Source organism: Prauserella alba, from assembly GCF_024171735.1.
Classification (GTDB): Bacteria; Actinomycetota; Actinomycetes; order Mycobacteriales; family Pseudonocardiaceae; genus Prauserella; species Prauserella alba.
On sequence record NZ_JAMTCH010000003.1, the window covers coordinates 67,202 to 81,796 of the forward strand.

The window sequence follows — 14,595 nt, forward strand, 5'->3', positions numbered from 1 at the left end:
CAGGCATGAGGAACCGACTGATCAGCGGCATGAGCGGCATCATGGCCCTGATCCTCGTGACGGCCGTGGGCGCGTGCGCGCCTGCATCGGGTGCGCGGACGAGCGCCGAGGCGACGCAGCAGAACCCGCTGGTGCTGACCCTGGCGAACAACCTCGGCGACGACCACGTCACCTCGCAGGCGCTCGCCTCGTTCGCCGAGGACGTCGAGCGGCGCAGCGGCGGCCGCATCGTGGTGAAGATCTACGGCAACGGCCAACTGGGCGCCGAACCTGACGTGCTCGGCCAGCTCCACGAGGGCATCGTCGACATGACCCGGGTCAGCGCGCCGGGGCTGGCGACCTACGACCCCGGCTACCACACCTTCGGCCTGCCGTACCTGTTCGACTCCGAGCAGGAGTTCTACGAGGTGATGGATTCGGAGGAGATGGCGAACTACTTCCACTCCACGGCCGACAAGGGATTCCTCGGCCTCACCTACTACAGCTCGGGCGCGCGGTCGTTCTACACCCGGAACACGCCCGTGCGGGAGCCGGCGGACCTGCGCGGACTGAAGACCAGGGTGCAGGACATGCGGTCGCAGACCGACTTCGTCGGCGCGCTCGGAGCGGCACCGGTCGTGATGGCCTTCGGCGACACCTACACCTCGCTGCAGACCGGCCTGATCGACGGCGCCGAGAGCAACGAGACGGTGCTGACCGACAGCGCCCACGGCGAGGTGTCCAAGGTGTTCTCGATGACCGAGCACACCTGGATCCCGGACGTCCTGGTGATCAGCACCGAGACGTGGGACCGGCTCTCCCCGGCCGACGAGGAACTGCTCTCCGAGGCCGCCCGCGCCTCGACCGAACGGCAGAAGACCGCGTGGGCTGAGCGCATCGACGAGTCGATCGCCGAGGCGAAGGAGATGGGCGTCCGGTTCATCACCGACGTCGACACCGAGGCCTTCCGGAAAGCCACCCGGCCGGTCGTGAACCGGTACGCCGAGGAGTACCCCGAGGTCGCGCAGCTCCTCTCCGTCATCGAGTCGGGAAGGGACTGAGGATCTCCTATGACCACACGCGATCGTCTGGACCGGGTGCGGCGGCTGCTCGGCGGCGTCCTCGCCGCCTTCGCCGGTGCCCTGCTCGTCGTCATGACCCTGCTGGTGCTGTACCAGGTGTTCACCCGCTACGTGCTGGGGACGCCCGCGGCCTTCACCGAGGAACTCGTGCGCTACGCCCTCATCTGGACGTCGATGATCAGCGCCGCGTACGCCTTCCTGCACCGCAAGCACATGTCGCTGCTGTTCCTGCGGGACAAGTTCGCGCCCCCGATGCAGCGCGCGCTGATCGTCGGCACGGACGTCCTCGTGCTGGTGTTCGCCGTCGTCGTGCTGGTCATCGGCGGCACGATGCTCGCGCTCAGCGCGGCCACCAACTACTCGGCGCTGCTGGGGATCTCCCGCGGCCTGGTCTACACGATCGGGCCGATCGCGGGTGCCGCGATCGTGTTCGCGCAGGTGCTCAACATCTGGGAGGACCTCACCGATGAGGTCCCGGTCGAGACGGAGGGGACAGACTGATGGGCGCTCTGACCGCCGCCACCATCCTGTTCGGCGCCTTCTTCATCCTGCTGTTCTCCGGCGTGCCGATCTCGGTCTCGCTGGGCGTCGCCTCGCTGGTCACCGCACTGATGTTCCTGCCGGTCGACGACGCCACCTACATCGTCGGCCAGCAGATGAACGTGGGCATCGAAAGCTTCTCGCTGCTGGCCGTCCCGCTGTTCATCCTCGCGGGCAACATCATGAACACCGGCGGCATCGCACGCAGGCTCGTCGACCTCGCGCTCGTCGCGGTGGGCCGGGTGCCCGGCGCGCTCGCGCACACCAACGTGCTCGCCAACACCCTGTTCGGGTCGCTGTCCGGCTCGGCCGTCGCGTCGGCCGCCGCGGTCGGCAGCACGCTGCACGACCGGCAGAAGGAGGCGGGTTACGACCCCGCGTTCGGAGCCGCGGTGAACGTCGCGTCGGCTCCGACCGGGCTGCTCATCCCGCCGACGACGGCCGCGATCGTCTACTCGACCGTCGCGGGCGGGGTGTCCGTCTCGGCCCTGTTCATGGCCGGTTACGTACCGGGCATCCTCATGGGCCTCGTGATCATGGCGATCGCGTACGTGTTCACGCGGCGGCAGCGGTATCCGAAACTGGGCCGCGTCGGTATGGCCGCGGCGGCGCGGGTGCTGCTCCGTGCGGTGCCGGGCCTGTTGCTGATCGTCGTCGTGGTGGGCGGCATCGTGTTCGGCGTCTTCACCGCGACCGAGGGTGCCGGCATCGCCGTGCTGTACACCCTGGTGCTCGCGCTGGCGTACCGCAGCATGTCGTGGCGGGACTTCACGGAGGTCGTGACCCGCACGGTCACCGCGACCGGCATCGTCATGTTCCTCATCGCCGCGTCCGCGGGCATGTCCTGGGTGATGGCCTACACCGGCATCCCGGGGGCGATCACGGACACGCTGCTGTCGGTCGCCGACTCGAAGGCGGTCATCCTGCTGCTGATGCTCCTGGTGCTGCTGGTGGTCGGCACGTTCATGGACATCACACCGGCGATCCTCATCTTCACGCCCATCCTGCTGCCGATCTCCGAGGAGCTCGGCATGGACCCCGTCCACTTCGGCATGGTGCTGATCCTCGCGATGTGCATCGGCACCATGACGCCGCCGGTGGGTTCGGTCCTGTTCGTCGGGACCGGCGTGAGCGGGGTGTCGATCGAGCAGGTCGTGCCGAAGCTGCTGCCGTACTTCGCCGGCCTCATCGTGGTGCTGCTCGCCGTCACGTTCGTGCCCGCGCTGTCACTCGGGCTGCCGGGCGTGATGGGACTGCTCGAGTGACGCCGCAGCTCGAGTGACGCCGCAGCTCGAGTGACGCCGCCGCCTCACGGAGTCCGTACGGCGAGTACGAGGCCGGCCGGCAGGTCGTCGACGACGTCGAACGCGTCGCCGCGGAAGGACGCCGGGTCGAAGGTGACGCGGCTGTTGAAGTACCAGCCGTCGGGGTTCTTGCGCAGCAGGAAGACGTCGATGCCGCCGAACCGGGTGTCGGCGGACGCGGCGGCGAACCGCCTCGGATCGTCGATGGCGGCGAGCTTGTCGAGTTCCGCCGACCGCTCGGTGTAGCGCATGAGGCTGTTCGCCGAGTAGTGCCCGCGTTGCAGGTAGCCCCACCAGAGCTCGTAGGCGTAGAGCCGCATGTCCGTCGACAGCGACATCGGCCTCGCGTCGGCGCCGAGCCGCGCCTCGACCTCGGCGGCGATCCGGTCCGCGGGCATCGGCATCGCCACCAGGTCGGGCGGGATGAACTCGGAAGGCCGGCCGTCCGGCCCCGGCTGCATGTGGGCGAACAGCGCGGGGTTCGGCGTGACCTCGGAGTGCGGCACGTGCGGTTCGGCGTCGGCGAAGCCCTTGGGGTTGCCCGGCGTCCACTTGTCCCAGGCCACGAGACCCGACGACACGAGCAGCACGGCCAGCGCGGCGACGCCCACGCCGCGCGGCAGGGTGAGCCGCAGTGCCGCGGCCACCGGTTTCGCCGCGCGCACGAGCGTGAGCACGCCCGCGGTCACCAGCACCATGGTGATCATGCGCGGGGTCTTCACGAGGAACCCGGTGTGCCCGTTGCCCACCAGCTGCGTCATGTAGATGGCCCAGTACAGGTAAATCCCGCCGAGTAGCAGCAGCATGGGCTGTGCCCACCATTCGCGGGCGCGGTACCAGCACATGCCGAACAGTCCCGCGAGCGCGAGCAGCCCGATCGGGGTGACCTCCAGGAACGGAAGCGGTACCGGATCTTCGCCGATGACGATGTTCGGGTAGGTGTCGGCGACGACGTTGCGCGTCTGCGTGAGGTAGGCCCACACCAGTGGGAAGACGTACCACGACGACACGACGACCGACGTCACCAGCACGCCGAGGAGATGCAGCAGATACGGCTTGCGGTCCGGGCGCAGCAGTCGTGCGGCGATGAGCGCCAGCCCGCCGATCACGCCGAACATCAGATAGCCGGTGTAGGTGCAGACGAACAGCCCGCCGATGATGCCCGCGGGAAGCCAGTGCAACCCGCCCCGTTCTCGGGACAGACCCGCGAAGGTGGCCAGTGCCCACGGGACGAACACCGCGAGGGTGAGGATCTCGTAGCTCTTGTGGCCGTGCATGAACACGACCGGTGCGACGGCGGCCATGGCCAGCGCGGCGGGCGCGCTCGTCAGCCGGCGCCACAGGAGGAAGGCCACCAGCGCCGCGGCCGAGATGAACAGCACCTCCATGTCCCCGACCAGGGTCCAGGTGGGCCTGCCCAGGAGTTCGGAGGCCCGCGCGACCAACCACGGGTACAGCACGGGGTATTCCGAGGGCAGCCCCGGCAGGAACGCATCGGTGCTGCCCCACGTGGTGGTCAGCCGGTTCGCCAGCGCCGACATCCGGAGGGTGTCCCAGTTGTGCAGCTCGTTGTGGCCGAACGGCGTGCCGTGCAGCGCGTTGATGAGCACCAGGCCGATCCAGCCCGAGTACAGGCCGGCGACCGCCCCCGTGAGCCGGTCGGACGCGAAGCGCGCCGCGAGGGCGATCGCGACGACGGCGATCACCGCACCGACCGCGACCGGGGTGACCGCCCCGCGGAGGCTGAGCGGGTTGAGATCGGCGAGGTCGATCAGCAGCCACGACAGCGCCATCGCGGCGACGTAGCACGTCACGGCCGTCGTGGCGGGGCCGATGCCGCGCATCAGCCGCCGCAGCGGACCCGGTCCGGTCGTGGTCGCCACGGGGGTCTCCTGCGTTTCGAGACCGTCCTCGTCCACGTCCTTGTTCACGTCGGCTCCCAGCCCGCTGGTACTCACGCGGGGCACCCTATAGCCGCCGGGTGTCCGGCCGAGCGGGTGATGTGACGCCGGGCCGTCGCCGGGGACGCGGCCGGGCTACTCGCCGGGGTCGTGGACCATGCTGCCGCCGTGAGGCGGTGGCGCCGAGGGGTCGCGCCGGGCGCCGAGCCACGTCATCACTGCATGGGGTGAGGCTGGGGCCGGACGCAGGGGCCGTGAACGGTGCCGGCGCGCGAGGTGTCCCCCGCAGTTGACCACAGTGGACGGTTGGCCGGCCCTCACCGGTGGCCCGGCGGGTGCACCCGCCGGGCCACCGGTGACGCGATCAGCCGCCGATCGTCGCGGTGTCGATCACGAAGCGGTAACGCACGTCGCTGGCCGCCACGCGTTCGTACGCGGTGTTGACGTCCGCCGCCGCGATCGTTTCGATGTCGGCGCCGATCCCGTGTTCGGCACAGAAGTCCAGCATCTCCTGCGTTTCGGCGATGCCGCCGATCATCGAACCCGCGAGCGCCTTGTTGCCGGCGATCAGCGAGAACGCGTTGTAGGCCAACGGCTCGCCGGGGGCGCCGACGTTCACCATCGCTCCGCCGACCCGCAGCAGGCCGAGGTAGGCGTCGATGGGGATCTCGGCCGAGACGGTGTTGAGGATCAGGTCGAACCGCCCGCGCAGCACGTCGAAGGTCGCCTCGTCGGCGGTGGCGTAGTACTCGGTCGCGCCGAGCCGCTTGCCGTCCTCCTGCTTCTTCAGGCTCTGGCTCAGCACCGTCACTTCGGCGCCCATGGCCGCGGCCAGCTTCACCGCCACGTGGCCGAGGCCGCCGAGGCCCACGACCGCGACCTTCTTGCCGGGGCCCGCACCCCACTGGCGCAGCGGTGAGTAGGTGGTGATGCCCGCGCAGAGCAGCGGGGCGGCGACGTCGAGGCCGATGCCGTCCGGGATGCGGCACACGAAGGCGTCGCGGACCACGATCTGCCTGCTGTACCCGCCGTAGGTGTTCTCGCCGTCGAAGCCCACGCCGTTGTAGGTCTGGACGTTGCCCTTGACGCAGAACTGTTCGGTGTCGGCCAGGCAGTACTCGCACTCACCGCACGAGTCGACCATGCAGCCGACCCCGACCCGGTCACCGACGCGGTGGCCGGTCACGGCCGATCCCACCGCGGCGACCGTGCCCGCGATCTCGTGCCCCGGAACCATGGGGAAGATCGCCTCGCCCCATTCGCCGCGTGCCTGGTGGATGTCGCTGTGGCAGATGCCTGCGTAGGCGATGTCGATCAGGACGTCGTCGGGACGCAGCTCACGCCGTTCTATCGTCGTCCGTTCGAGCGGTGCTCCCGGGCCGGGTGCGGCGATGGCGTGCGTCGTTGTGCTCATCAGAACTCCTGCGATACTCGATCACGTGCCCCGAAGTAAGGGCCCTCTTACATCTCGACGTAAGAGGGGTCTTACATATTCCGATCGAGAGATGTGATCCAGGCCATGGGCGACCGGCACCACCGCGGGGAGCGTCGCGACGAGCTCGTGCGCGTCGCGCTCGACCTCATCGCCGAACAGGGCGTCACCGGGTTCTCGGTGGCCGAGGTGGCCCGGCGCGCGCAGGTCAGTCCGGGGGCGCCGTACCGGCATTTCCCGGAGCGGGAGAGTTTGCTCGCCGCCGTCGCCACGGCCGTCGCGAGTCAGCTCGCCGACCGGGTCGCCGCGGCCGCCGAAGGGATGTCCGACCCGGCGGACGCGCTCGCCGCGGCGGCTGGTGCCTACACCGGGTACGTCATCGAACGGCGTGCGGGGATGAACGTCATCTATGCCGGCGGACTCCAGGCCCGCGAGTACCCGGAGCTGACCGACGAGACCCGGCGCCTGACCGACCAGTTCCTCACCCTGTGCCTGGCGGTGTCCGACCGGCCGGAGAGCGCGCTCGAGCTCATGGAGCAGCTGTTCACTCAGGCGCACGGGTACGGCATGTTCTGGCTCGACGGGGTGTTCTCGAAGCACGGTTATGCGCCCGAGCTGGTGGTGCGCAAATCCGTCGCTGCCGCCCGGCTCGCCATCGAGGGACACCGGATCGGCTCCGGCGGCCACTGAGCACCTGCTCCGGTCCGGTCGCGCCTGTCCGTCGTCGCCGGTCCGAGTCAGGGCACGATGACTACCGGCTGCACCCCGACCGACGAGGAGGACCACCCGTGTCCGAACATCCGCCCGCGCAGACCGCACCCGCCCCTCCCGAGGGGTTGCGCATCATCGGCGCCGCGGACGTGACCGCGACGATCGAGGGGAACCGCGAAGGAGCGCTGGAGTCCGTCCGCGACGCCTATCTGGCTCACGCCGACGGCGCGAGCGCGAACCCGCATTCCAGCTTCCTCCGCTTTCCCGACCGGCCCCGGGACCGGATCATCGCACTGCCCGCGTTCCTCGACGGCGATTCCGGCTCCGATTCCGGGGCCGGTCCGCGATCCGGAGTCGGCCCGCGAGCCGGCATCAAGTGGATCGCCAGCTACCCGGGAAACGTCGCCCACGGCTTTCCCAGGGCGTCGGCGGTGATGGTGCTCAACGACTACGACACCGGCTACCCGTACGCCCTGCTGGAGGCCTCACTCGTCTCCGCGACGCGCACGGCGGCCTCCGCGGTGCTGGGTGCGCAGGAACTGCTCGGCCGTCGTGCGGCTGGCAAGGTCGGCTTCGTCGGCACCGGTCTGATCAGCGACCACGTGCGGATGTTCCTGCGGGACCTGTCGTGGGACGTCGGCGAGTTCGCGCTGTTCGACACCGACCGCGGTAATGCCGAGAGGTTCGCCGAGGTGCTCGCCGCGGACGGGCCCGCCGCGCCGGTGACGGTCGTCGACGACGTCGCCGGCGCGTTCTCCGGTGCCGACCTCGTCGTCGTCGCCACCGTGGCCGGGACGCCGCACCTGACCGATCCCGCGCTGCTCGCCGACGCTCCGGTCGTACTGCACCTCTCCCTGCGGGACTTCGCGCCCGAGCTCGTGCTCACCGCCACCAACGTCACCGACGACGTCGACCACGCCGTGCGGGAGCAGACCTCGCTCCACCTCGCCGAGCAGCAGGTCGGCCACCGGGAGTTCGTCCACGGCACGATCGCGGACGTCGTGCGCGGCGACCTCGCGAAGGAACCGGGGAAGGCGGCGATCTTCTCCCCGTTCGGCCTGGGTGTGCTCGACGTCGCGGTCGGTGGCTGGGTCCACGACGAGGTCGCCGCCCGCGAAGGTGGCCACGTGGTGGGGGATTTCTTCGCACTGTGACGTCGGCGATTCGGAACGCAGTACACGCCGACCCGAATGCAGAACACACGCGGCTGACTGCAGAACACGCGGTTCTCGACGGTGTGATTGGAGGGTGGAGTCGCAGGGTAGGCCAACGGGTGACGCGACACGCTTCGGCGAAGGGAATGGTTCAGCCATGCCACGCCAGACGGCTCGGCGTCAGCGGCGAAACCCGCGCGAGCAGGAGTGGAGCGCGAAGGCCGAGCGCCAGTACGAACACATCGAAGCCTCCCAGGAGCGGCGAGGGGTCGCACGGGACCGCGCGGAGGAGATCGCGGCCCGCACCGTGAACAAGCAACGCGCTCGCAGCGGGGAGGCCGAGCAGCGGAGCACGACCGCCACCGAGGACATCTCGGCTCCGCGCCGCGGAGGTCTGCGATCCGGCTCGGGCCCGGGAGGCCGCACCAAGGCACAGTTGTACGCCGACGCCAAACGGCAGGGCATCCGTGGCCGCTCGAAGATGACGAAGGCGCAGCTCGAACAGCGGCTCGCCCGGGCACGTTGAGTGGGCACATCGAGTCGCACGGAATGAGCATGGTGCGCGGCCGCGAGGCGATGGTGGAGCGGGTGCGGCGTTCCGGGGTCACCGATTCACGGATACTCGAGGCCATGGCCGTGGTCCCGCGCGAACGGTTCGTCCACCCGGACCACGCCGGGGAAGCCTACGATGACCGCCCGTTGCCGATCGGCGAAGGCCAGACGATCTCGGCGCCGGACATGGTGGCCCGTATGGCCGAGGCCCTGGCCCTGGCCCCCGACGACGATGTGCTGGAAGTGGGGGCGGGGACCGGATACGCCGCGGCGGTGCTGTCGCTGTGCGCCGGTCGGGTCGTGGCCATCGAACGGCACCCGGCGCTGGCCGGTCGTGCACGGGAGCTGCTCGCGGAACTCGGGCACGACAACGTCGAGGTGCGGAACGCGGACGGCACCCGCGGCGCCCCGGACCGGGCCCCGTTCGACGCCGTGTCCGTGGCGGCCATGGCGGACGACATCCCGCGCGCGCTGCTCGACCAGCTCGCTCCGGGAGGGCGGCTGGTCTGCCCGGTGGGCACCGCGGGAGCCGGGCAGCTCGTGCGGGTGCACAACGGGCGGCGGGAGCATCTCATGCCCGTCGCGTTCGTGCCGCTGACCAGCGATCAGTGACCCATCCGGTGACGCGTCGACGAGCAAGATCCGCGCGCAGGCCGCCAAGCAGTCCAGCGCGCGCCGGCCACGGTCACCGGACACGCCGGATCATCCGGACACACCGGATCATCCGGATACGCGATGGTTACGGATGATCACCTCGTGCGTACGCCCCGGGCCTCGGTCTCCAGCCGGGTGGCCTTGCGGTGCAGTTCGCGTGCCCGTTCGACCAGGGGGTCGAGGTCGTCCTCGCCCGCTGCCGCGACCTCGCGGGTGAACGCGACGTACTCGTCGATCAGGCGGCGGTAGCCGGTGACGAAGTTCCGCTGCGGCGCCGCCGATCCGCGGGCCGCACGGGCGTACGCCTTGTCCAGGTCGATGATCGTCCGGGACACCGCGCCGGTCTCGGCGTTGAGCACGCTGCGGGCGTCGTCGCCGGTCTCGGCCTCGATCCGGCGGGCCGCCGCCCGCCTGCCGACGGCCCGTGCGACGGCGTAGGCCACCGCCGAACCTGCCGCGACGGCAGCGAGCAACGCCCCGGCGAGCAGATACCGCGGCAGCGGCGGATCGATCGTCCGCGGTCCGTCGGGCACGTGTCCGGAACGCACGAGCTGGTCGAAGTTGACGACCATGACCTTCAACGTCTCGATGGGCCGGTCGACGAACACGCCCGTGCCGCGCGCGATGACCGACTCGGCGACCATGGCCTGGCCGATCTCGTCGGTGTGGTGGCTGCACCCGTAGGTCGACCAGTCGCCGCCCTCCCTGGTCATGGCGACGAACAGGGTGCCGTCGGCGGCGCCCGCCACGTCGTCGCACACCTCGCCCGCGTCCTCGCCGGGGGAGAGGAACCCGACGGTGAGCTTGCGGTTGCCGATCACCCGTTCGGCCTCGGCCCGATCGACGTCGTAGTCCGCGGCCGAGTAGACCGACGAGCTGCGGAGCGTGCTCGCGACGGCACCGTCGAAGAGCCCGCCGCTGACCGCCGCCCAGCCCGCGAGCGCGACGGCGACGAGCACCGCCAGCGTGAACGGCTTCTTGAACACGGTCATCGCCGGTCACACTCCCCAGCCCGCGGTGTAGCGCCGCGGTTCGTAGTCGCTGCGCCCGATCAGCCGTGCCGTCTCGGTCAGTTCGCGTTCGGCCTTGTCCAGGAGCTGGTGGGCCGATCGCCTGCCCGCTGCCGACCCGTCCCGTTCCCTGGCCGCGTCGAGGTGGGTGATCGCGCGGGTCAGCGACGGGTCGCTCGCCTCGGTGGTCAGGCCGGAGACCTCGACCGACAACGCCGACAACGCGGCCAGGCGCACCGTCGGCGGCCTGCCGTGCGACGGCCTGCGGCGCAGCGCCGTCACCGACAGGACGACGACCCCGAGCACGCACCCGGCGAACACGAACGGCAGCGCGGGCATCGTGACCTTCAGCGGGTCGAACGGCTGGTACGGCAGCGGGCGGTCGAACAGGCCCGCGTACCGGATGTCGGTCACCTTGTTCAGCCACGCGTACAGGACGTTGTCCTGCGGGTAGTCGAAGCGGCTGAGCCGGTCGCCCAGCATGCCGTAGACCCCGGCCGTGGCCACCTCGTAGAACTGGCCGCGGTGCGGACCCGCGTAGTCGACGTAGTTGCCGTACAGCACGACGACCGGAGTGTCGGGGAACCGTTCGGCCAGGGCGGGTGCGTAGTCGGGGACCGGACGGCCGGGGTCCTGGCGCGGGAGCGCGACGACCATCGGTTCGGTGCCGGGGAAGGCGTCGGCCGCATTGCCGGGCACCTCCGACAGGGTGGCCCCTTCCGCCACGTGCAGCCGGTCGCGTTCGAGGTCGGCTGCGACGGTGCCGAGCTCGGCACCGCTCGGCTCACGCCAGGTCAGGCCAGGAGGAGACGGCGGATCGCCGCCCTCCCGCAGGCCGGTGATCACCGCTGCGAGCAGTCCCGTGACGTCGTCGGCGGCGAACTGCCGCTGGAAACCGTCGAGGTCGTCGGGCTCTGCCGTGTACACACCGCCGCGGACCTTCGTGCCGACGATCGTGACCAGCTCGAACGGTGCGTCGGCGATGCCGGGGTCCTCGGCGACCTCGCTGACCCGCTTACGTTCCCGCTCGTCCAGCCCGGGCGGTGCGAACAGCAGCCGCACGCCTGCGGTGTCGACGTGCTCGCGCAGCCACTGCCGGTTCCACGTCGCGTCCGCCCCGGGCAGCCGCACGACCGGCTCGGCCTGCACCTGCCGCACCATCTGCTCGGTCGCGGGCACGGTGTGGTCGCCCAGCTCGCCCGCATCGCCTTCCTCGTAGTCCGACGACGGCGACCCGCCGTAGCTGACGTCGATGTCGCCCTGGCGTTGCTGGAGCAGGAAAACCACCGCGACGAGGATTGCCACCCCCGCCAGCGCCCAGCGAGCGATGTCGAGGGTGCGGTCAGCCATCGCGCGCCTCCCGCCACAGCGTGTCGGCGCGTTCGGCCAGTTCGGTCGCGGTCCGTGCGGCGTCGGGGCCGCCGCTGAGCGCCTCGGCCTCGGCGAGCAGCCGCCGCGCCTCGGGCACGTCGGCGGCGCAGGCGTCGCGGCTCACCCCGGCGGCGGCGATCGCCGCCTTCGCCGTCGCCCAGGCCGCGCGTTTCCGTTCGCCGTGCGCGCGCAGCCGGGGCAGGTAGGCGCTCACCACGCCGGCGCCGATCAGCACGAGGCCGCCGATCAGCCAGATCATCCAGGTCACCGCAGGAGTATTGCCGATGCGGCGCCCGTTCCGCGGCCAGACCTGACATCTCGGACACAGGTCACAGCCCGCGCCTGGTCACGGACGTGCACCCGCGTCCGTCCGGCTACACCGCGACGAGCTCGATGAGGGAATCGAGGCCGGTGAAGTCGGCCGGGTTGCGCGTCACGAGCGGCCACCCGTGCGCACCGGCGATGGACGCGATCTGCAGGTCGGCGAGCCGCCTCCGAGGTTGGCGCCCCTCAGCGCGGACGCGGGCGTAGATCTGGGCGTAGAAGCGTGCGGCCTCGGCGTCGAACGGCACCGGCGCGAAGCTGCTCTCGACCCACTGGAGTCGACGTAGCCGGGCGGCCTGGTCGTCGGGAGTTCTCGCGGCGGTCACGCCTGCGGACAGCTCGGCCAGAGTGATGGCGCTGAGGTACAGGGCCCCGTCGGGTAGCGCCTCGGGCGCGAGACCGCTTCCGAGGTCGATGACGACATTGGTGTCGATCAGCGCCGGACCTGCCGGCTCCGTCGGCTCACTCATCGACGACGATGTCGCCGTCGACGTGAGCGTCGAGGTCGGCGTGGAATCGTTCGATGTCGATCGGGGGCAGCGCCGCCACCGCCGCGATGATCTCCGCCCGACTCTGGTACTGGCGCCGCTGCGTCGGGATGACCTCGGCGGTCGGGGTGTTGCCGCGAACGACCGTGAAGCGCTCCCCGTGTTCGACTCGGCTCAGGATGCGAGAGCTGTCGTTGCGGAGTTCGCTGGGCGTGATCTCGGGCATGGGACCATGGTAGCAATTGTGAGCAGGATTGCGAAAAGCGCTGCGCGAAGTCGTGTTCGACCGCCTGCCGCACTGTCGTGGCTGTGCCGTGCCTGCCGCACCGTGCCTACTGCGCCGTGCCTGCTGTTTGCCACCGATGTCGCCCGCTGCCGGCCGGGTTCCCTCCCGCATCGGGACCGGGAGGGACCCCGGATGGCAGCCGTGCCCGCGCCGTGGTCGGAGGTCACGGCGCGGGCACGGCGTCACCGCGGCCGGGTGCCGGGGGATCGCACCCGGCCGCGGCGAGTGTCGGCGCCGTGGCGCCACCGCCTGCGATCAGGCGTTGTCGGCCTTGAGCATGTCGGAGCACTTCTCGCCGATCGCCATCGTGGTGATGTTCGGGTTCACCGCCACGAGGAACGGCATGGCCGAGGCGTCCGCAACGCGCAGCCCGTGCACGCCCTTCACCCGCAGCCGCTCGTCCAGCGGCTTGTCGGCCTCGGCGCCCATCGGGACGGACGCCGCGGGGTGGTACACCGTGTTGTGGGTGCGCCGGATGTAGTCGGCGATCTCGTCGTCGGTCTGCACATCCGGCCCGGGGAAGAGCTCGGCGCCTGCCCACTCACGCATCGCGGGCTGCTCGGTGATCCGGCGGGCCAGCTTGATGCCCTCGGTCATCACGCGCATGTCGTGCGGATGCGTGAAGTACTTCGGGTCGACGGCGGGCTTGTCGCGGAAGTCGCGGCTGCGCAGCCGCACCGTGCCGCTCGACCGAGCCCGGGTGACGTTCGGCGTCAGGCAGAACGCGTTCTCCGAGGTCGGGTAGCCCTGCCGCACCGTGTGCATGTCGAACGGCACCGAGCCGTAGTGGAACATCAGGTCAGGCCGTCCGGAACCGCCCTCGGTCCGGGTGAAGATGCCGATCTCCCACCACTGCGTCGATTCCGTGACCATCGGCTGCTTGGCGTCCCAGCTGATGACGCCCTCGGGGTGGTCCTGCAGCGTGGCGCCGACGCCGGGGGAGTCGACGAGCACGTCGAGGCCGAACTCCCGAAGATGCTCGGCCGGGCCGATGCCCGACAGCATGAGCAGCTTGGGCGTGTCGATCGCACCTGTCGACAGCACGACCTCGCGGCGCGCGGTGACGCTGCGCGTGTGGATCTGGTCCTCGTCGAGGTACTGCACGCCGGTGGCGCGGGTGCCGTCGAACGTGACCTTCTTGGCCCACGCCCCCGTGCGGATCTCCAGGTTCGGCCGGTCCATGACCGGGTGCAGATAGGACACCGACGAGGACGAGCGGGTGCCGTCCTCACGGGCGTTGATCTGGAACCAGTTCGCCCCGTGACCGACGGTTGTTCCGGAGTTGAACTCCGTGGTCGGGATGCCCTGCTGCTCGCAGGCCTCCAGCAGTGCCACGCCGCACGGGTCGTTCGGCGGAACGCTGCGGATGGTCACCGGGCCGCTGCGGCCGTGGTGCTCGCCGGGGCCGTCGTTGGTCTCCAATCGCTTGTACAGCGGGAAGACGTCCTTCGCGCCCCAGCCCGGCAGGCCCATCGACTCCCATTCGTCGAGGTCCTCGGCCGGGGCCCAGAACGCGATGCACGAGTTGTGCGACGAACAGCCGCCCAGCACACGGGCGCGGGCGTGCCGCATGAACGAGTTCCCGCTGGCCTGCGGCTCGATGAGATAGTCCCAGTCGTAGCCGGATTCGAGCAGCGCCATCCAGCGGTTGAGTTCGAGGATGTTGCGGTCGCCCACATCGGACGGTCCGGCTTCGAGCAGGCACACCGTGACGTCGGGGTCCTCGGACAGCCGCGACGCGACCGCCGCACCTGCGCTGCCGCCGCCCACCACGACGTAGTCGAACTGATCTGTCATGGGAATTCCC

At 70.5% G+C, this 14,595-nt stretch carries 15 protein-coding genes; 7 read left to right on the forward strand and 8 right to left on the reverse strand.

Annotated elements, in window-relative coordinates; all coding sequences use genetic code 11:
• Positions 1-5 precede the first annotated feature (5 nt).
• The 3 genes from LY12_RS00315 to LY12_RS00325 are packed head-to-tail and all read left to right on the forward strand — an operon-like array spanning position 6 to position 2,866.
• On the forward strand, positions 6-1,040 hold the full coding sequence (locus LY12_RS00315; RefSeq protein ID WP_253852521.1) for a TRAP transporter substrate-binding protein: 1,035 nt from the start codon (positions 6-8) through the stop codon (positions 1,038-1,040).
• A gap of 9 nt (positions 1,041-1,049) precedes the next feature.
• A complete protein-coding gene (locus LY12_RS00320; RefSeq protein WP_253852522.1) occupies positions 1,050-1,562 on the forward strand; it encodes a TRAP transporter small permease in 513 nt (170 codons plus the stop codon).
• Positions 1,562-2,866: a TRAP transporter large permease gene (locus LY12_RS00325; protein ID WP_253852523.1), complete on the forward strand. Its 1,305-nt coding sequence runs from the start codon at positions 1,562-1,564 to the stop codon at positions 2,864-2,866. Before LY12_RS00320 ends, LY12_RS00325 begins: the two co-directional genes overlap by 1 nt.
• Before the next feature lie 44 nt (positions 2,867-2,910).
• On the opposite strand, the gene LY12_RS00330 is transcribed toward LY12_RS00325, so the two are convergent.
• Positions 2,911-4,863 (reverse strand): arabinofuranosyltransferase, encoded by a 1,953-nt coding sequence (locus LY12_RS00330; RefSeq protein WP_253852524.1) that lies wholly within the window; start codon positions 4,861-4,863, stop codon positions 2,911-2,913.
• Positions 4,864-5,170: 307 nt separating this feature from the next.
• On the reverse strand, positions 5,171-6,220 hold the full coding sequence (locus tag LY12_RS00335; protein WP_253852525.1) for an NAD(P)-dependent alcohol dehydrogenase: 1,050 nt from the start codon (positions 6,218-6,220) through the stop codon (positions 5,171-5,173).
• 93 nt (positions 6,221-6,313) lie between these two features.
• Here LY12_RS00335 and LY12_RS00340 point away from each other — a divergent pair, with 93 nt between their 5' ends.
• The 4 genes from LY12_RS00340 to LY12_RS00355 all read left to right on the forward strand — a co-directional run bounded on the left by LY12_RS00340 (position 6,314) and on the right by LY12_RS00355 (position 9,267).
• On the forward strand, positions 6,314-6,928 hold the full coding sequence (locus LY12_RS00340) for a TetR/AcrR family transcriptional regulator (RefSeq protein ID WP_253852526.1): 615 nt from the start codon (positions 6,314-6,316) through the stop codon (positions 6,926-6,928).
• A gap of 98 nt (positions 6,929-7,026) precedes the next feature.
• Positions 7,027-8,103, forward strand: a complete 1,077-nt coding sequence (sbnB, locus tag LY12_RS00345; protein WP_253852527.1) for a 2,3-diaminopropionate biosynthesis protein SbnB — start codon at positions 7,027-7,029, stop codon at positions 8,101-8,103.
• Between the two features lie 157 nt (positions 8,104-8,260).
• Positions 8,261-8,629 (forward strand): plasmid stabilization protein, encoded by a 369-nt coding sequence (locus LY12_RS00350; RefSeq protein WP_253852528.1) that lies wholly within the window; start codon positions 8,261-8,263, stop codon positions 8,627-8,629.
• Positions 8,630-8,652: 23 nt separating this feature from the next.
• On the forward strand, positions 8,653-9,267 hold the full coding sequence (locus tag LY12_RS00355; protein WP_253852529.1) for a protein-L-isoaspartate(D-aspartate) O-methyltransferase: 615 nt from the start codon (positions 8,653-8,655) through the stop codon (positions 9,265-9,267).
• Between the two features lie 137 nt (positions 9,268-9,404).
• Here LY12_RS00355 and LY12_RS00360 read toward each other — a convergent pair whose 3' ends face one another.
• The 6 genes from LY12_RS00360 to LY12_RS00385 all read right to left on the reverse strand — a co-directional run bounded on the left by LY12_RS00360 (position 9,405) and on the right by LY12_RS00385 (position 14,585).
• Positions 9,405-10,301 (reverse strand): hypothetical protein, encoded by an 897-nt coding sequence (locus tag LY12_RS00360; RefSeq protein WP_253852530.1) that lies wholly within the window; start codon positions 10,299-10,301, stop codon positions 9,405-9,407.
• Between the two features lie 6 nt (positions 10,302-10,307).
• Positions 10,308-11,669 (reverse strand): hypothetical protein, encoded by a 1,362-nt coding sequence (locus tag LY12_RS00365; RefSeq protein ID WP_253852531.1) that lies wholly within the window; start codon positions 11,667-11,669, stop codon positions 10,308-10,310.
• Positions 11,662-11,949, reverse strand: coding sequence for a DUF6403 family protein (locus LY12_RS00370; protein WP_253854760.1), 288 nt, complete (start codon positions 11,947-11,949; stop codon positions 11,662-11,664). Before LY12_RS00370 ends, LY12_RS00365 begins: the two co-directional genes overlap by 8 nt.
• A 115-nt stretch (positions 11,950-12,064) precedes the next feature.
• Positions 12,065-12,484: a type II toxin-antitoxin system VapC family toxin gene (locus LY12_RS00375; protein ID WP_253852532.1), complete on the reverse strand. Its 420-nt coding sequence runs from the start codon at positions 12,482-12,484 to the stop codon at positions 12,065-12,067.
• Positions 12,477-12,728, reverse strand: a complete 252-nt coding sequence (locus LY12_RS00380) for a type II toxin-antitoxin system Phd/YefM family antitoxin (RefSeq protein ID WP_253852533.1) — start codon at positions 12,726-12,728, stop codon at positions 12,477-12,479. Before LY12_RS00380 ends, LY12_RS00375 begins: the two co-directional genes overlap by 8 nt.
• 315 nt (positions 12,729-13,043) lie before the next feature.
• The gene (locus LY12_RS00385; RefSeq protein WP_253852534.1) at positions 13,044-14,585 is read right to left on the reverse strand and encodes a GMC family oxidoreductase; all 1,542 of its coding nucleotides are present in this window, start codon (positions 14,583-14,585) and stop codon (positions 13,044-13,046) included.
• Positions 14,586-14,595 lie beyond the last annotated feature (10 nt).